We start from the raw sequence: 18110 nt of genomic DNA, 5'->3' as shown, positions 1-18110 counted from the left end.
AGTGTTTTTTACGGCTTAGAAGATCTCCGGCGACCACTATGTCTTTCTACTTTGACCCACCCCAACACCAGCCCGGCGCTCCTTCTGCCGATCGCAAGGTGCTTTCTGTCAGCGATCTGAATCGTCAGGCCAAGCGACTGCTGGAAGTGTCTTTTCCTTCGGTGTGGGTTGAAGGGGAACTCTCTAATGTCGCCCGCCCTCGCTCCGGGCACTGGTACTTCACCCTGAAAGATCAGGATGCCCAGGTGCGTTGTGCCATGTTCCGGGGTTCCAATATCAAGGTGCGCTTCCAGCCGGCAGAAGGCCTGCAGGTCCTAATCAGAGCTAAAGTCAGCCTCTATGAAGGTCGCGGTGATTACCAGCTCATCGCGGAGCATATGGAAGAGGCCGGTGCCGGAGCACTTCAGCGGGCGTTTGAGCAGCTGAAGAACAAACTGGCTGCTGAAGGCTTGTTCGCTGAGGCCAATAAACAACCTCTGCCAAACATGCCGTCCCATATCGCCGTAGTGACCTCACCGACCGGTGCAGCCATTCGCGATATTCTGACCGTATTTCGCCGCCGTTTCCCGGCCATGACCATTACCGTGATACCGACTGCCGTACAGGGTAATGAAGCGGCCCCACAGATTGTGTACGCCCTTCAGCAGGCACAACAGCTGCGGGGCGTTGATGCCATTATCGTTGGGCGCGGCGGCGGCTCAATGGAAGACCTGTGGCCGTTCAATGAGGAGATCGTTGCCCGCGCCATTGCTGCCTGCCCGATCCCTGTAGTCAGCGCTGTTGGTCATGAGGTGGACTTCACCATTGCAGACTTCACTGCAGACTACCGAGCCCCAACCCCATCGGCCGCTGCAGAGATCCTAAGCCCAAACCAGATCGAATTGAATAACTCCTTGCTGGGCCACCAGCAAATGCTGACCCGGCTCATGAGCCAGCGCCTCTCAGTCGCAGGACAAAACCTGAATCATCTGCGCAGCCGCCTACGCCATCCGGGCGAACGCTTAAGAGAGCAAAGCCAGCATCTGGATGATCTTGATATCCGGCTGCGTCAGGCCATGCGCCAGAATCTGCACCAGGCTTCTGCCCAACTGGCCGATCGCCGGGAACGTCTCCAGAAGCATAACCCGGCCGGAAAGCTGGAACGCATGGCCACCTTGCAGCAGCAGCTTGAAGAGCGCCTGAAAAGAGCGATCAGTGCTGTGATTCAAAATCGTAAGCAAGGTCTCGGCTCACTGGCTGCCGAACTGGATGCCTACAGCCCTCTGGCTACCCTGCAGCGGGGATATTCGATAACCCAAAGTGCCACAGGGCAGATTATTACCAGTAATAATCAGGTCGAAGTCGGCGATAAGATCACGACCCGTCTGGCTACCGGAAAGCTGCACTGTGAGGTCATTGAAACTCAGGACGCCTGAACACTGGCAGAGACTGGACTCTCGGCTATTCTGCATTGCCAAAATCATAAGTTCTGCGGCTTGCTCAAACACGATGCGAAGAGGCCGTAAGACAGCAATCAGACAATAACGAGATAGGAATGCCGAGAGCCCTTCTGCCACGAGCTCTGTTACAAACTTTGCTGGGTGCCAGTATTGGTCTGATTGTCATCATGACCAGCCATCATTCATGCGCAGAGCCCATCAGTCTGGCAGCGCACCAGGCTCACTTGAACCAGTTGGAAGAACGCCTTGGTGTGCTTGAGCAAAGGAACACCACCCAATCACGGTTTTTAACCACTGGTTTAGCTATTGTTCTCGATCTGGCTCTAGAACTGAGTCACGCCTGGATATTGCAGAACTACGCTCCGGACTATTTCTATAACCGCCCGCTGACGGATGTCGCCGGCTTTGATCATTTCACCCGCAACCTGCTTGGTTACACGCTTGCCCACGGACATGTGCCTGCCCTGCTTGCAGGCGGCGCAGTCTGGGCCAGTGAAAGTCTATTTGAAGAGCTTCCCAACCTGCCGACCAACAATAGTCTGTTACAGATTGGAGCTGTCGCCGGGCTATTGGCTGGCAGCTATGGTGTGGCTTTCCATCAGTTGATGTATAACGGCGCCAGCTGGCAGGGCGCTATAGGTGATAAAAGCGGGCTGATTTCCCGTCTCGAACCATCTGCCCGCCCCTGGTTCAAGGCCGGCATGCGGCTGCAAAGCTATAAGAACTGGCTGCAGGTAGCAGCGGTAGCCATTCTATTCACCAGCAGCTATCTACAGCGCAAAGGTCAAAAGGCAAAAATAGAAGATGTTAGAGATGCACTCTCTCTGGCGAGAATACGCCTGCAGAAAAGTGTACAGAGTGAAGAAGGAAGCGTTGAGGAAAGTATTAGCGAGGATGAGAGACCCGAGCTGGAGAATATCCTGCCCGAATCTCTTAAATACCAATAGCCTTAAAGACCAATAGCCTGAAAGACCGCTAGCCTGAAGCGTTAGACACGGGCCTTGTTCTTACGCTTGTTTGGACCAGCTTTCTTGGTTGCAACAACCTTCTTGCCCTGTGCCTTAGCCTTCGCCATACGCTTCTGAGCGCTGCGATCCAGCTGGCGCTTTTTGGCATTTTGCTGAACCTTTTCTTTACGCTGCTTATCCGCAAACGGGTTTTCACTGCCCTTGAAGTTGATCTTCATTGGTGTACCCATCAGCTTCAACACGTTCCGGAAAGTGTTTTCCAGATAGCGAACGTAGGACTGCGGAATGGAATCCACCTGGTTACCGTGAATAATCAGGGTCGGTGGGTTGCTACCTCCCATGTGACAGTAACGCAGCTTGATTCTGTGGCCGCGCACCATTGGTGGTTGGTGTGTGGCGACAGCGTCTTCCAGAATGCGGGTCAGCTGGTTAGACGTCCAGCGCCCCATGGCAGACTCGTAGGCTTCCTCTACAGACTCATACAGGTGCCCTACATTGGTACCGTGCATGGCAGAGATAAAGTGGATGCGGGCAAAGTCGACAAAGTTCAGACGACGATCCAGCTCACGCTTCACATCTTCGCGCTCATCGTTGCTCATGCCATCCCATTTGTTGACGGCAATCACCAATGAACGACCACTGTCGAGTACAAAGCCCAGCATGTGCAGATCCTGCTCAACAATACCCTCGCGGGCATCGAGAACCAGAATAACCACGTTAGCGTCTTCCATCGCCTTCAGGGTCTTGATAACGGAGAACTTCTCTACCGTCTCATGCACCTTGCCACGGCGACGCACACCCGCCGTATCGATCAGCGTGTAACGCTGTTCAAAACGCTCGTAAGGAATGTAGATGCTGTCACGGGTGGTACCAGCCTGGTCAAAAACCACAACCCGCTCTTCACCCAGCATACGGTTAACCAGCGTGGACTTGCCCACGTTCGGACGACCAACGATCGCCATCTTGATGCCTGGCTCTTCCGGCTCGCTGTCGAACTCGTCTTCAACTTCCGGGATTTCTTCCAGCACATAATCAATCAGCTGACGAACACCCTTGCTGTGGGAAGCAGCAATCGGCAGTGGCGTGCCCATACCGATGCTAAAGAATTCGGCAGCAGCGGCATCTTCATCGATACCGTCCGTCTTGTTCAGCACCAGGTGTGCCTTCTTGTGAGAACGACGCAGGTAATCTGCAATCATCTCATCCGCAGCGGTCAGACCGGCGCGGGCATCCACCAGGAACAGCACCACATCAGCTTCGTCGATCGCAGTCAGGGACTGCTCCGCCATATGGCTGTCGATGCCGTCTTCATCACCGCTGATACCACCGGTATCCACTACGATGTAGTCACGGTCACCCAGACGACCTTCGCCGTATTTACGGTCACGGGTCAGACCCGCGTAATCGGCCACCAGCGCATCGCGGCTGCGGGTCAGCTGGTTAAAAAGCGTTGATTTACCAACATTGGGACGCCCAACCAGGGCAATGACAGGAAGCATTCTTACTCTTTCCAAAAATCACATCAGTGTCTTCGGAGAGGCCAACATCTGGGTCAAAATGACGTTGAAAGCCCGAAGACAGAAAACAGCAAACGGCCACCTCTCGGTAGCCGTCCATGTCTGTTGCCTGCACCCGCAATCGGTTACAGGCTCAAATTTTAGTTCCACCCGGACTCTTTATCCTGAAAGAACCCGTGATAACGGTGGGTTATTTGCTCTGGATAGTCAGAGCAAACAGATAGCCATCATTGGTGTAGACATAAATCATGTCATCAACCACCAGAGGCTTTACGCGGATACCGGAGGAATCCACCTTGGTGCGGCCAACAATGCGGCCATCAACCTGAGACAGCGCATGGAGGTAACCTTCAAAGTCACCCGCCACAACCTGACTGCCGGACGTTTCCGGGCCGGACAGGCCACGGTTTTTCAGATCTTTCTGGGTCCAGACCACACTGCCGGTACGCTGATCCACACCGGATACAAAACTTTCCGCATCGGTCAGATAGAGGTTACCAAAACCTTCGGACATGCTCTCATAGCTGGACGCTTCACGGGCCCACAGCACACGACCACTGGCCGGGTCGATAGCAACCACATTACCCTGATAGCTGACCATGTAGAGCAGATCATCACTGATCAGTGGTGTTGCTTCCACATCAACCATACGCTCCAGTTCGGAAGAACCACGCGGTACGGCGACCTTGGCATCCCAGAGCAGGCTGCCGTTGTCAGCACGGAAAGCACGGGCTTCACCATTGGCAAAGCCGGCAAAGACCACGCCACGGCTAACCAGCGGAGTCGAGGTACCACGCAGGGTCAGCACCGGCTGCAGGGTCTCCTGAATCCACAGCGGCTTGCCGGTTTTGGCATCCAGACCGGTAATTTTGGAATCAATGGTCTGCACCACAACCACACCGTTGGCAACTTGTGGAGCAGAGAGAGATTCACTGGAAACCGGAGTTTCCCAGAGCTTGCTGCCATCGGCAGCATTCAAAGCAATAACGTGGCCGTCACGGGTTGCGACCAGAGCCAGGTCTTCACCAATACCGGCACCACCACTGATGCGACGGTCCAGCTCAACAGCCCAGATTTCCTTACCAGAAGTACGATCCAGAGCAGTGACCTGACCGGATGCACCGGCGGTATAAATACGATCGCCTTCAACCACCGGAGTCAGATGCAGCCAGGAATCACCCTGACCACTGCCAACACCATGGCTCCAGACTTCCTTGATGGTGACTTCAGCGGTGAAGTCGGGAAGTGGGGCGGGCTCTACTGCTTCCTCACCGTCACTGCTGCACCCGGCAAGACCGAGCAGCGCAAGACTCATTACAGCCGTGAGAAATCCTTTATTCAGGCCTTCATGCCCTTTTTTCAGTGCGGCGAGGTTCAGCATCACTAATCTTATTCTCCGGTCTTGGCCAGATCATCCAGTTTCAGGGCAACCAGCGGACGAGGCTGACCATTTTGCTCTGCCAGATCAACAGCCAGTTGGTAGGCGGTACGTGCTTCATCAGAGCGCCCCAGCGCCAGCAGTACATCGCCACGATATTCTTCATAGGATGCTTTGAAAGCTCCTGGCTGGTCAATCTGGTTCAGGATTTCCAGAGCCTTCTCAGCCTGACCGTCAGCCATTTCAACACGGGCAAGACGCATGCGGGCGATAGTGGCAACATCCTGTTTAGGGTTCTTCTGCAGCACCCATTCCAGCTGTTCACGGGCAGCACCCAGGTTGCCGTCCTGAACGGAACGGGCAGCCTTCAGCAGCGCAGCAAACTGTGTGTAAACAGTATCCTGGTGATCCGCTTTCAGGGTGTTCAGCAGATTATCAAAAGATGCCTGCTGCTCAGTGGTCAGAGCCTGACCAGGCTGATTCAGGGAAAGATCCAGAAGTTCCTGATACAGGCCGGAAGACACCTGAGCCTGCTCCGCCTTATGGTTGTTCCAAGCTTTCCAGCCATAGACCAGGGCCAGAGAAATGAGCACCCCGAGAAGAATGGCAGAGCCATAGTCTTTCCAGAACTGCTTAAGGGCCGCGACCTGTTCCTCTTCGGTACGCATACTATCCACTCTAAACTCCCAAGTTCTTAGTATCGCCTTACTGCGCTTTGCTCCGGTGCGCTCCGCAGAGAACACCGGGATCGAGTGTTATTAGCTCTGTTATTTATTAACAGTTCGCTGCCAGCTCGGTGGCAATCAGTTCATCCAGGGTCAGAGTCACCTGAGGCTTCTCTTCACGCAGGAATTTCACGCTGACCTTGCCATCGCGCTTTTCATCTTCACCAACCATCAGAGCGATACGGGCACCACTCTTGTCGGCTTTTTTCATCTGGCTCTTCACGCTGCCACCGCCACAGCTGACCTGCAGACGCAGGCTCGGGCAAGCTTCGCGCAGACGCTCCGCCAGCACCATGCCGTAGGTGCCAACATCACCAAAGGTGACCAGAGCAGCATCAACAGTTGTGGAAATCTCTTCCGGCACCAGACCGCAGGTTTCCAACAACAGCACCAGACGCTCCATACCCATGGCAAAACCACAGGCTTTGACCGGCTTGCCGCCCAACTGTTCCACCAGACCGTCATAACGGCCACCACCGCAGACAGTGCCCTGGGCACCCAATGCGGAGGTAATCCATTCAAACACGGTTCGGTTATAATAATCCAGACCGCGCACCAAACGCTGGTTGATCACGTATTTTACACCAGCATCATCCAGAATCGCACACAGTGTTTCAAAGTGTGCACGGGACTCATCATCCAGATAGTCGTGCAGCTTTGGAGCATCCACCAGAGCGGCCTGAGTACCCTTGTCCTTGCTGTCCAGAACCCGCAGAGGGTTGGCGTACATCCGGCGCTTGCTGTCCTCATCCAGAGCATCCACGTGCTGCTCCAGATACGCGATCAGGGCTTCACGGTAACGCTGACGGGAATCCAGATCACCCAGGGTGTTCAGCTCCAGAGTAACGTGCTTGTCCAGACCCAGCTTTTTCCACAGGGACCAGGTCATCAGAATCAGTTCGGCATCAATGTCCGGACCGTCCATACCAAAGGTTTCCACACTCACCTGATGGAATTGACGGTAGCGGCCTTTCTGAGGACGCTCGTAACGGAACATTGGACCGGAGGTCCAGATACGCTGCTGCTGATTGTGGAACAGACCATGTTCAATGCCGGCGCGTACACAGCAGGCAGTCGCTTCAGGACGCAGGGTCAGGCTGTCGCCGCCGCGGTCCTCGAAGGTGTACATTTCCTTTTCCACAACATCGGTGTTCTCGCCGATGCCACGGGCAAACAGGCTGGTAGATTCAACAATCGGCACCCGCATTTCACGGTAGCCGTATTGAGCCAGAGTATGACGGACATGATTCTCCAGCCAGCCCCATACCGGAGTCTGATCAGGGAGAATATCGTTCATACCACGAATGGCTTGCAGCTGTTTAGCCAACTTACAATCCTTAATATCTGTAACAACAGGTCAAATATATACAGCCACAGGTTACGTTTCCTTCCGGAAAGGTAACCTGTGAATCAAGAGACATGCATGCATTCCGTTCACGCACGCCTCCAACAAATATCCACAGGGGCGTAAGTTTATCAGCCCAGATTCAGGCGACCAACTCCCCGACTGCTGGCAGGAATATTCTCGCCAACCGCCTGGCCGTTAAACAGCACAGATTCCACCGCTGCCACATTGCCGAATTTGATACTGACCGGGCCTTCTTCTTCAAGGCTCAACTCAGTACCGGCACGCTTGAGGTCTGCAACCAGCACTCGCCCTTCAGCGTTTTTAATCTCTACCCAGCAGTCTTCAGAGAAGCGAATGACCAGCTGATTACCTGCAGACGGCTGTTGTGGCACTTCCTCGGTAACACTGGCAGCAGCCGGCGGTTCCACAACTGCAACCGTTTCCTCAGGTGCAGGCTCGACAATAGCTGGCTGCTCGACAACCTCTACAATGGAGCTCTCAACAACAGGAGCTGCTGGCTCAACCACCTCTTCTGCCTGTTCAACAGGTTCAGAGTAAATAGGGGCTCCAGTCTCTAACGAGGCATTTGCCTCTTCCTGGCCTGCAGACTGCTCAACAGCACTGTCAGTTCCAGCAGGCGCCACCACTGAAGACTTTTCTGCACCCGAAGGCAGGGTGGCTCCCTGAACCGTCTGTACAGAATCCGCTTCCGGGGTACTGCCGCTCATCCACCAGTAAGTGCTGCCACCGACAATGCCGAGCACCAGCACAATAGAGAAGATAGTCAGCCAACGGCCGGATGGGGTATGGCGTTCCGGCAAAGGTTCCCGCAGCAGCTGGGCAACTTGCTGGTCCGCCTGCACAGTTTCACCGAACAACGCGATAACACGCTCTTCGTCCAGATCAACCAGACGGGCATAGCTGCGCAGGTAGCCTTTGACAAAAGCACGACCAGGAAGGTGCTCGTAATGGCAGGCTTCCAGATCCTTGAGGTAATTCACAGACAACTTGAGCCGCTCGGATACCTGATCCAGAGTCAGCCCTTTCTTTTCCCGGGCTTCAGCAAGCAGCTCACCTGCGCCCTGGAATTTTTCCTCAGTCCGGCCATTACTGCCTTCTGAGGCGTCATTCGATGAAGTTTCTTCAGTCATTTCGCAATGAAGCCTGATATTTGCGATATTCCGCCGAGCCCGGATAGAAACGGGTCAGCTGGTCTGCGTAGTCTGCCAGTCTGTTCTCTTGACGGAAAACCCGTGCCAGTTCGATACCAAGCAGCAATGCCCGGGGCGATGGCCGTGAATTCTGGGTTAACCGCTGGTAATTCTGAAAATAACGTTCCGACTCTACGAAGTTGCCATCTTCATGGAACATATCGGTTAATTCAAGACTGGCCCGCACAAGATTTTGATCCAGACGGAGTGCTCTCTTGAACAGCTGTCTGGCCTCTTCCCTATCACCGGTCTGAAGGGATACAAAACCCAGGTTCTCGAAGGCCCGGCTGCGGTTATCGTAGTAGATATCATCCGTAGCCAGCTCGAACTGCTTGCGGGCCTGATCGTACTTGCCGGTGGTGTAAAGCAGCACACCGAAATTGTTACGAACGTCGGACGCGTCAGAGTCGATATCCAGCGAACGAACAAAGTTCTTCTCCGCCAGATCATATTCACCCTGAGACTGATAAACGACACCCAACATGCCATAGGTGCGGGCGGACTGACGATTAACCTTCAGGATCTCTTCCAGACGGCTGATCGCACGCTGGGGATACCCCTGCTGTAGAAAACCGTGGGCAATTTCGAGGTTTTTCTGTTCAAAGATTTCCGGTTCGACCTTTTTCTGGCCTTCCGGCGGGAGCGTACTGACACAGCCAGCCAGAGTAAAACTGGCGGCCAGAGTCAGTAGTGCAGCTTTTATGACGGGGTGCGCGTAGCGCCTCGGGTTATCCATAGTGTGCTGTTCGATTAATTCCTGCCTATGGTGAGACGCTACGGGTTCCTGCATCAGACGATGACAAATCTCTGATCAGGAAGCCTGGTCTACCATCTTGACGGCTTCAGGCTCTGCCTGCTGAACAGCTTCATTCCGCAGCGCTTCATAACGGGCGCTGCGACGGGTCTTATCCATCACCGAACCAACCAGCTGGCCACACGCGGCATCAATATCTTCACCGCGGGTCTTACGGACAGTTGTGTTAAAGCCAGCATCAAGCAGCATCACCTGAAAGCGTCGAATTGCATTGTTACTAGGACGCTCATATCCCGAATGAGGGAATGGATTGAAGGGTATCAGGTTCAGCTTGCACGGTACATCCTTGAGCAGAGCAATGAGCTGTTCCGCATGTTCTGGCTGATCGTTCACGCCAGCCAGCAGGGTGTACTCAATGGTCACCACACGGGAGTTATCCGGCAGGCTTTCCATGTAAGCATCAATTGCTGAAAGCAGTTCTTTCAGGTTGTACTTTTTGTTGATCGGTACCAGCTCGTTACGCAGTTCATCATTTGGCGCGTGCAGAGAAACAGCCAGAGACACATCGGTACGGCCGATCATCTTGAGCAGGTTCGGTACCACACCAGAGGTACTCAGAGTCACCCGACGCTTGGACAGACCGTAGGAGAAGTCGTCCATCATCAGATTCATGGCATCAATGACGTTATCCAGGTTGAGCAGAGGTTCGCCCATACCCATCATCACCACATTGGTAACAGAACGCTGTTCGCTGGAAGCCGGTGGACCAAAAGACTTCACCGCCATCCATACCTGACCGATGATCTCTGCCACAGTCAGATCGGAGTTGAAGCCCTGCTTACCAGTGGAGCAGAAGCTGCAATCCAGAGAGCAACCGGCCTGGGAAGACACACACAGGGTGCCACGGCCATTATCCGGGATATAAACCGTTTCCACACAGCTGCCGCTGGTCACACGGACAACCCACTTACGGGTACCATCGGAAGATTCGTTAAAAGAAACAATTTCCGGGCCACGGATTTCAGCAATCTCTTTCAGCTTGGCACGCAGGGCCTTGCTGACGTTGGTCATAGCATCAAAGTCATCGACACCAAAGTGATGGATCCACTTCATAACCTGCTGAGCACGGAAGGGCTTCTCACCAATTTCCTTAAAGAAATCGCCAAGCTTCTCTCTCGTAAGACCCAATAGATTAACTTTTTCAACACTCATTGATCACATCACCTCAAGGTATAACGCGCCGCTGAGAACGGGCCGGCTTTCTGTTTAAGCTACTGTCTTCAAACAAGAAAGCAGCCCGAAGGCTGCTTACTGCTTTAGCTACAAGCCGGAGCCCGCAAAACTCAGCGGGTGCGAGGGCAGATTTCGCTGTCCTCAAAGAAGTAAGCCACTTCACGGGCAGCTGACGCAGGGGAGTCAGAACCGTGCACAGCATTTTCATCAATTGTTTCAGCGAAGTCAGCACGGATGGTGCCTTCTGCCGCTTCTTTAGGGTTGGTAGCACCCATCAGCTCACGATGCAGAGCAACAGCGTTCTCGCCTTCCAGAACGGAAACAACAACGGGACCGGAAGTCATGAACTTAACCAGATCGCCGAAGAAAGGACGTTCTTTGTGCTCTGCGTAAAAACCTTCTGCCTTCTCCTGAGAGAGGTGCAGCATTTTGCCAGCGACAATTTTGAGATCCGCTTTTTCAAAGCGGCTGTAGATTTTGCCAATGACATTCTTGGCGACAGCGTCCGGCTTGATGATGGACAGTGTGCGCTCTACGGCCATGTTTATTCTCCCGACGTTTGCTTGTTGTAGTGAATCTCAGAGAAAACGATCCACATTATTGTTTGGCTGTGACTGCGTGTTGGAATAAAAAATTAGCAGTCCAGACCAATTAGTGCTTTTCCGGAGGCGATTCTAACTGATTCCCTTCCTAATGCAACTTACCCCCCGCAAAACCCTGACTTAGACGGGTTTGTTGTTTTGGGCAAATCTGTCTGGGCAAATGCTTGGGCAAATCCATGTGAAATTAGGCATTTTTTCCAGTAGTGAGACTCAATCGTCCAGTGTTTGTACTGACTTGCGGACGTACTTTCCATCATCACCCCGCATGATGTCAATCCCGTAGGTCTCGATTAACATTTTCGTGTTCGCGTGCCCCATCTGTTGGGCTATCCAAACTACGTCTTCCCTTTTCGCTATTTGTCGGGACGCGAAAGTGTGGCGTAATTGGTACGTATCTCTGTATTCTACACCCGCCTTTTGGCATACCTTCTTGAACCCTTTTGAGTACGCAGATTGGCGGCAAGGAGTTTTCCTTTTTTTCCTACTCCCAACGAATACGACCCCGGAGTCCCGACCTGTCCTCTCCTTCTCCCTCATGAGTGCTTCTATTGCCGGTGGGTCTAAGTCCACCAATCGGGTTGAGCTTACCGTCTTTGGGTCGTCTTCTTCTCCGCTGTAAACTCGCTTGTTTATAGAAGCCACCCCTTTATCTAGGTCTACGTCCCCCCATGTCAACGGCATCAGCTCCCCCGTCCGTATGCCGGTAAACGCTTGGAACAGCGCAGCGTTCACCCATATAGTATCCCCTGAGTTCTCGCGGATAGCTTTTAGCTCCGCCCCAGAGAAGACCTTAATTTCTTTGGATCGTTTCGCTATCTCTTTTTCGACCTTTCTGGGGCGCAGAGGAACCTCAAAGCCCACTACGGGGTTATTCGATATGTCGCTACCATCTGATTTTATCGCCCATTTGTACGCATTTTTTAGTGGGGTTAGGTATACCCGGAGTGTTGTCTTGTTGTGCTGTGAGTTTTCTAACTTTTTTTCGATCATGTTTGTCGTCAGTTCAGAGGCTAACTTATCGCCGAAAAACTCCTTACACCTCCGTATGTTCCTTTTATATGTAAGTGCTGTAGAGTTTTTAAATATGTCCTTTTTCGCTTTCCACCACATATCCAACAAATCAGAAACAGTATCCTTCGTCTTCGATACTGCCGTGCCGTACTCTCTAAATAGCGCGTTGTCCGGCTCGAATGTATCCATGTAATCTTTTACTCGGAACTCCCCAGCCTTGAGCTTCCGCATAATTTGACCACGTATGAAGCCAGCATATTGGATATTGTCCTCGCTTTTTGGGAGGTCTTTAAACTTTAGTACGTATGCTCTCCGGTTCCGCATGAAACGAATCCGCAGATTCGCCCCGTGTAGTTCTACACCTTTCGGTAATTTTTCCATATATCCCCCAGATAAAAAGAGAGCCGCCAGTGGCGACTCCCTTTGTTGTATTTCCTATTCTTTTTCGGGTGGTACGTAGATACTTTGCTCCACCCAATCTTGCATCCGTTCGTAATGAACCCACACCGCTCCGTCCGCAGCTTGTTTAACGTGATACCCCTCCCTTATGAGGTTTCGACGCCGCTTGGCTCGAAGTGTGTGGGTGGTTTCTTTCGTACATGCGAAATACAGTTCAGCTTTCATCCACCCTTGGGGAACTACTTGGACTACGACTGGCTGGCTCATGCTGTACACCTCGCCCCCGGTGGCTGGATCGCCTCGACGAGAAAGAGTCCATCGTGCTCCGCACCATGCACTCTGCGCTCGTTACTACCATCCGGGTTCGTCACTATTAATGTTGCGCCTTCAATGGCCGAGAATCTGACGATTTCCCACTTACCCCTATCGAGTAGGGCACAGAGTCTCCCATATTCCCCGTATCTGTTCGTATTGATATGAATGATCGTATCTACGTCAAAGTACGGAGCATCCGCCTCTGTGGTTTTGTAATGTGCAGACATCCAACTCTCATATTATTTTGTTTGAGTTTTTCTGGGTCGCCGCACACTTTCCAATGTCGTCTTAATCTACGTATCTGCTTTCGCGGACTGCGAAAACTTTACTTACCTTCTCCATTTCTATCTCGTAAATCTCACTGCCTTCTTCATCTGCCACCACGCTTAGAATGAAGACACCCTGATCTTCGTCTATCTCATGTAGACGATGAAATTCGTAGGACTCTCTGTTCTTACGACGAACCGCGACTATCCCGGCCTTGTCGATCATTCGCATTGGGTCTATTACAACAACACTGCCTTTAGGGATAACAGGCGAATATGCGGTAGTATCAACCTTCACTGCGAAGAGGTGTCCACTTCCTGCGGTTCTCCGAGTAATCGACTCTCCCATTTCTGGAATCTTCCCAGAGGTAGTTCCAAGGATAGAAATCTCTTTCTTATCTTCCTCAAAACTTACGAGGTCATTCACAAGTCTACCGACACGGGGATCAATCTCCCCTGGGTGAACTCTGAGAACTTTTGCAAATTTCAAAACAGCTTCGGTGTTCAAAGCAATTTTGCCGTTCATGTATTGGCTTATGGTGCTTTGTTTCATATCGAGCTTTTTTTGGAGCTTCACTTGAGTAAGATTCAGCTCTCCTTTTTTTCTCAGATACGTGTTCTTGAGGTTTCTTGCGACTGAAACATCTGCACCAGTGATTAGCCGAGTAATACTAGCCACGTGGTTTCCCTTTGGTTGTTTGCATTGTAGGGAAGCCAACTATATAACTAACTAATGACTTATTTCAATATAGGCTAGGACTATTATTATAGGCTATGCATATATTTTTCTAGCCGTTTACAAATTTGAGCAATATTTGTACTGCCTCTTTTGTAGGCACTGTTTTCTTTTCAAACTCTTCCCGAGTTAGAGGGGTTTGCCACTCAAGCCCTCTAAATAGGGCTGTGCCGCCGGGGTGTCCCACGATCACAAAAGCATCGCCTCTGGTTTGAAACCGGCGTTTTAACCACTTTTGTTGTAGGGGAGAAAGATATTTGGAATTTGTTAAATCTATGAGAGTTTTTTCTCTTTTTGGCAGACTTTTGATGTATTTCGCTTCAATAAAGGCGTCACTTTGAGACCCTTCTATGAATATGTCTGGGACTCCACCTTGGTAATCATCTTTGATCTTCCAGATCAGCGACACTTGTCTTTTTAGTTTACCTTTGAGTGAATCTACGTAAGAATGTTCGTTCATCTACACCCCAAAATTGATTCAAAAACTTAAAAAATGGACTCCCCCCGAGGCCAGCGGTAGCTTTTCGCCTAAAGAAAGTGGTCAATAATTAACCAATTCTAAAAATGTGAAACAGTTATTAAAATTCGTCTTCACCGCCCGTTAACAAGCACCAAAAAACGCTACCGCCCTCGGTTAAACAAACAAAAAAGGGGAGTAGCCGTTAAGCTACCCCCCTTTTAAGCGCACACAAGAACGGTTTGGCGATTACTCGCCCATGATCTGCTTACGCTTCTCTTCCAGACCTTCGATGGCAGATGGGGGAACCCAACCTACCTGATCCACAGCCGGCATGAACCACTCACCCTTAGAGTTGGATTCCTTCTTGCTGGTCATCTTCCATACGGAAGCGCAGCGTGGGGTTTTGCTGGACAGGAACTTGGCGTTCCAGTCACGGCTTACGCCCTGAGAAGTGCCACGGAAGCGGATTTCTACCGGCATGTCTACAGTACCATCCGCTTTCAGCAGCAGACAGGTGTGCTTGTGGACATCAGTCACACGATAGTTGTCTGGGTTCTGCTGTTCAGCGATTACCGCAGCCGCTTCATCGTAGGTGTCATAAACACCCAGAGTCGCGCCGCCGTACTGCTTCTCACCAGCGATGTAGGACTTGCGGAAACCCAAGTTAATGAGAGTCACAGAGTCGGAGCAAACATCAGTGATGTTGTTCCACAGTTTACCGGGCTTGGCTCCTTCCAATTCACCGATAACCTGGGAGGTCTTTTGCAGTACGAAGATTGCAGGCGTTTTAACGTCGTCGGCGCTGACGTTATCGTTGCCTGCACCTACGTACTGTTCATCGTAGACCGGGACAGCAGAGAGGTCGGTGGACTGTTCACCGAAAAGTGCGATTTCGTTGCTCATAGTTTCCTGTTTCTTCTTTTTAGCGGTTGCCATAGTTTCAAGTTTCTCAATATCACTGGCAGGCGATATAGGGACTGCCTATATTACCTTTGGGGGTTACGGGTGCAACAAATTACTTGCTGCGGTTAGACCGCCTTCACAGACAGCTTACGGACGGGTTTCATTTCGACGCCGGGGAAGTCGCCATTAAGCTGCAACTCTTCCCGCAGTGCCGGAGTGGACAGGCGGCGTTGGAGCAGATGCCAGCCTTTGATCTGGATAACGTGGGCGAGGGTGGTATCCCAATCTTCGACAGACGGTTCCTTGCTCTCGCTGATTGCAGCCAGATACTTGTCGGAGTCATCCCCGGAATCGAGGCGTTCCATTACCTGTGCTTCCAGCTCGGATTTTGTCTTGGACAGTTTACGGGCTACCTTGTTGGCTTCGGTAAGAGCCTTCTTGGTCTCCTGCAAATGGTCGATAACTTCGTCCAAGGATAGTGGGTTTTCCTGAGTCACTGCGATTTGCATTAAGTTACCTCTGGCATATCTATACGGAGCATTCGCTCTGCGATCGCTTCTCGTAGTCTCTTGTTGTCGATGACGGGGATTTGTTCTGCTTTGCATTTGTCGGACGCCACCGCTTTCGTCAGGTGTGCCTTTCGGCGATCCACGACTGTCGCGTACATGGATACCCAGAACTCTTTCCCGCAGGTGTTCGGCTTCACTCGGGATTTAATGTCGCTCAAAAAATCCCGATCTTTTTTAGTGAGGTGATCGAGTATCCACTGTGCGTAGATACTCAAGTCCGCGTCAGAGACCCGCATTAGGCGGCTTTGGCTGCGTCTTCGCCAGCCTCTTCCTCTTCGCCTTCTTCCAGCAGCGGGGAATCTTCTTCCTCAGTGTCTTCGTTGGACACCTCAGAACCCGCACCGTGGAGGGCTTCGCGTTCGGCATTAACCTCTGCCATCTTTTCGTCCAGCAGGGTCTCAACATAACCGGAAGGGTCGGCAGCCAGCTTTTCGGCAGCGTGGTTCAGACTCGCCAGGCGGTCACCGATGTTGGCAGCAATTTCGTCCTGCTTCTCGATCACACGATCCCACTGGCGGTTCAGGCTGTTAAGCTGGCGGGTCTGGTCAGCGATACCAGAGAAGCGACCGGCAGCGGCAAGCTCCTGAATGTAAGCCTGCTTCTGGGTGATTTCGCGGCGAACCTGAGCGGCCTTCTGAGCCAGAGAGTTCAGGGAGCGTTCGGTTTTAATCAGTTCGCGTGCTTCGTTGTAAAAGTTCATAGCTTCAAGATTTCCTTGATATTGTTGTTTATGTGGTTTTCGACTCGGTACATCGTTGAGTCGTGACAGATTCCGGGGGGCACAAGGTCATAATCGACCTCATGCTTCCACCCGTTGAACAACTTCACTTCCCAGCCTGTCAGTTTGGGAACTATGCTCTGGACAACCTTCGGGACGCCCTCAGAGTCACATCGAGTAAACGTCTTCATGCGACCTTCGCGGTTGTGTGGAACAGGTTCAAAAGGTCGAGCATGTGCATCATCTTTGCGCCCATGCTTTCGTAAACCTCTATCTCCTTGCTGTCTTCGTAAGCGATTCGGATTATCTGGGTGCGGCGTTTCTGGCCTGCCCGGTAAATCCGGTGTTCCGTCTGCTTAACGAGTTCGGCGTTGTAGTTGGGAGAACACCAGATCAGGGTGTTTGCTGCGGTCAGCGTGATACCGTGTCCTGCTGCTTGCGGGTGTACGAAAATCACCCGCTTCTTCCCAGCTTGGAAGTCCTCAACCGCTTCCGTGCGTTTCAGGTTCGGGACACTTCCGTCGATCAGCGTGTAGCTGAGTTTGCGCTTCTTGGCTTCCTTAATCAGCGCATCCCGTTCGTGCTTGTAGTTGAAGACAACTACGGTGTGATCCCTTTCCTCTACCAAGTCCATGACGAGATTGTGTCTCTCGCTGTGAACCTTGATAGCGTCGCCTTCTTCCCCGTACACCGCACCGGAGAGCAGTTGCAGGAGCTTCCTTGCTCTTGCGCCTGCGTGAACCGCCGATACATCGCCTTGTTCTAGGGCGATGTGTGAGTCGTAAAGCATGTCGTTGTAATGCTTCTTAACCCAGCTCGGCATTTTCATTTGCATGTAGCGGGTGCTTGTCTCCGGCATGTCGATACACTCTTCCAGTGTGAAGCGGATCGTTATGTCGGATAGCTGGTCATGCACGAAGTCCAGCGCACCCGGTTTGTCCTGCCACTGGATTGCGTTTGCGTTCGCAGCAACTTGGATCGGTGTGCAGACCTGCTGGCGGAAAGCGAAGAACTTCTTACCGAGCCGTTCCCCATAATCGAGGATCAGTGCGGGATGCCAGAGGTCGAGAACGCTTAACGGATTCGGCGTACCGGTCAGCAGCCAGCGGCGTTTGAAGTACCGGCTGACTACCAGAGCGTTCTTGCTGCGTTTGGACGTGGCGTTTTTGACGTAGGTGGATTCATCCATGACCACCGTATCGAAACCGTCCAGCAGTTCGCAGTTATCAACCAGCCAGTTACAACCTTCGTAGTTCATCGCCACGATGTCAGCGTTGGACTTGAACGCTCGTTCGCGCTTGTCCTTGCTTCCGTGGGCGATGGCGACTTTCAGGTTGCCTCCGAATGCTTCGTTGTACTTGCGAACGTCCGCCCCCCATGCGTTTTCCAGAATGGAGAGTGGAGCTAGTACCAGCATCCGGCCTTCCCTGAGCCGGTTGAATGCCTCAATGACCGAGATTGTTTTCCCGGTTCCACAGTCGTTCGTGACAAAGGCCGAGGCGTGGTCAACGAGAAACTGGGCTGTGGCTTCTTGGTGATTGAATAGCTGCATCCGTTC

The 18110-nt window shown here is 52.2% G+C and carries 18 protein-coding genes; 3 read left to right on the top strand and 15 right to left on the bottom strand.

Going from position 1 to position 18110, the window contains the following annotated elements; genetic code table 11:
* Positions 1-38: 38 nt before the first annotated feature.
* Entirely contained in the window at positions 39-1415 is a 1377-nt protein-coding gene (xseA, locus tag EHSB41UT_RS01620) for an exodeoxyribonuclease VII large subunit (RefSeq protein WP_087106246.1), read from the top strand.
* Between the two features lie 119 nt (positions 1416-1534).
* Positions 1535-2386, top strand: a complete 852-nt coding sequence (locus tag EHSB41UT_RS01615) for a hypothetical protein (protein ID WP_087106244.1) — start codon at positions 1535-1537, stop codon at positions 2384-2386.
* Positions 2387-2427: 41 nt separating this feature from the next.
* Here EHSB41UT_RS01615 and der read toward each other — a convergent pair whose 3' ends face one another.
* The 9 genes from der to EHSB41UT_RS01570 form a co-directional block, all read right to left on the bottom strand.
* A complete protein-coding gene (der, locus tag EHSB41UT_RS01610) occupies positions 2428-3906 on the bottom strand; it encodes a ribosome biogenesis GTPase Der (RefSeq protein WP_087106242.1) in 1479 nt (492 codons plus the stop codon).
* A 208-nt stretch (positions 3907-4114) separates the two neighbouring features.
* Complete coding sequence (gene bamB, locus EHSB41UT_RS01605) at positions 4115-5305, bottom strand: outer membrane protein assembly factor BamB (protein WP_207626535.1); 1191 nt, start codon at positions 5303-5305, stop codon at positions 4115-4117.
* An 8-nt stretch (positions 5306-5313) separates the two neighbouring features.
* On the bottom strand, positions 5314-5970 hold the full coding sequence (locus EHSB41UT_RS01600; protein ID WP_087106238.1) for a YfgM family protein: 657 nt from the start codon (positions 5968-5970) through the stop codon (positions 5314-5316).
* Positions 5971-6076: 106 nt separating this feature from the next.
* Positions 6077-7354 (bottom strand): histidine--tRNA ligase, encoded by a 1278-nt coding sequence (hisS, locus tag EHSB41UT_RS01595; protein ID WP_087106236.1) that lies wholly within the window; start codon positions 7352-7354, stop codon positions 6077-6079.
* A gap of 149 nt (positions 7355-7503) precedes the next feature.
* Positions 7504-8526, bottom strand: a complete 1023-nt coding sequence (locus EHSB41UT_RS01590; RefSeq protein WP_087106234.1) for a RodZ domain-containing protein — start codon at positions 8524-8526, stop codon at positions 7504-7506.
* Complete coding sequence (gene pilW / locus EHSB41UT_RS01585; protein WP_165767118.1) at positions 8519-9322, bottom strand: type IV pilus biogenesis/stability protein PilW; 804 nt, start codon at positions 9320-9322, stop codon at positions 8519-8521. Before pilW ends, EHSB41UT_RS01590 begins: the two co-directional genes overlap by 8 nt.
* 75 nt (positions 9323-9397) lie before the next feature.
* Entirely contained in the window at positions 9398-10552 is a 1155-nt protein-coding gene (gene rlmN / locus EHSB41UT_RS01580; RefSeq protein WP_087106230.1) for a dual-specificity RNA methyltransferase RlmN, read from the bottom strand.
* A 131-nt stretch (positions 10553-10683) separates the two neighbouring features.
* Positions 10684-11115 (bottom strand): nucleoside-diphosphate kinase, encoded by a 432-nt coding sequence (ndk, locus tag EHSB41UT_RS01575; RefSeq protein WP_087106228.1) that lies wholly within the window; start codon positions 11113-11115, stop codon positions 10684-10686.
* 270 nt (positions 11116-11385) lie between these two features.
* Positions 11386-12567 (bottom strand): tyrosine-type recombinase/integrase, encoded by a 1182-nt coding sequence (locus EHSB41UT_RS01570; RefSeq protein ID WP_087106226.1) that lies wholly within the window; start codon positions 12565-12567, stop codon positions 11386-11388.
* A gap of 218 nt (positions 12568-12785) precedes the next feature.
* Here EHSB41UT_RS01570 and EHSB41UT_RS24580 point away from each other — a divergent pair, with 218 nt between their 5' ends.
* Positions 12786-12962, top strand: a complete 177-nt coding sequence (locus EHSB41UT_RS24580) for a hypothetical protein (RefSeq protein WP_165767117.1) — start codon at positions 12786-12788, stop codon at positions 12960-12962.
* Positions 12963-13188: 226 nt separating this feature from the next.
* Here EHSB41UT_RS24580 and EHSB41UT_RS01555 read toward each other — a convergent pair whose 3' ends face one another.
* The 6 genes from EHSB41UT_RS01555 to EHSB41UT_RS01520 form a co-directional block, all read right to left on the bottom strand.
* Positions 13189-13845, bottom strand: a complete 657-nt coding sequence (locus EHSB41UT_RS01555) for a helix-turn-helix domain-containing protein (protein ID WP_165767116.1) — start codon at positions 13843-13845, stop codon at positions 13189-13191.
* Positions 13846-13954: 109 nt separating this feature from the next.
* On the bottom strand, positions 13955-14362 hold the full coding sequence (locus EHSB41UT_RS01550) for a hypothetical protein (protein ID WP_133060353.1): 408 nt from the start codon (positions 14360-14362) through the stop codon (positions 13955-13957).
* 246 nt (positions 14363-14608) lie between these two features.
* The gene (locus tag EHSB41UT_RS01545; protein ID WP_133060352.1) at positions 14609-15265 is read right to left on the bottom strand and encodes a hypothetical protein; all 657 of its coding nucleotides are present in this window, start codon (positions 15263-15265) and stop codon (positions 14609-14611) included.
* 125 nt (positions 15266-15390) lie between these two features.
* Complete coding sequence (locus tag EHSB41UT_RS01540; protein WP_087106215.1) at positions 15391-15774, bottom strand: hypothetical protein; 384 nt, start codon at positions 15772-15774, stop codon at positions 15391-15393.
* 295 nt (positions 15775-16069) lie between these two features.
* Positions 16070-16534 carry a hypothetical protein gene (locus EHSB41UT_RS01530; RefSeq protein WP_087106211.1) on the bottom strand — a complete coding sequence of 155 codons (465 nt, stop codon included), beginning with the start codon at positions 16532-16534 and terminating at the stop codon, positions 16070-16072.
* 205 nt (positions 16535-16739) lie between these two features.
* A complete protein-coding gene (locus EHSB41UT_RS01520; RefSeq protein ID WP_087106207.1) occupies positions 16740-18104 on the bottom strand; it encodes an SNF2-related protein in 1365 nt (454 codons plus the stop codon).
* Positions 18105-18110 lie beyond the last annotated feature (6 nt).

Source organism: Parendozoicomonas haliclonae (assembly GCF_900174585.1).
GTDB classification, from domain to species: Bacteria; Pseudomonadota; Gammaproteobacteria; order Pseudomonadales; family Endozoicomonadaceae; genus Sansalvadorimonas; species Sansalvadorimonas haliclonae.
This window is presented reverse-complemented; position numbering and strand designations above follow the sequence as displayed.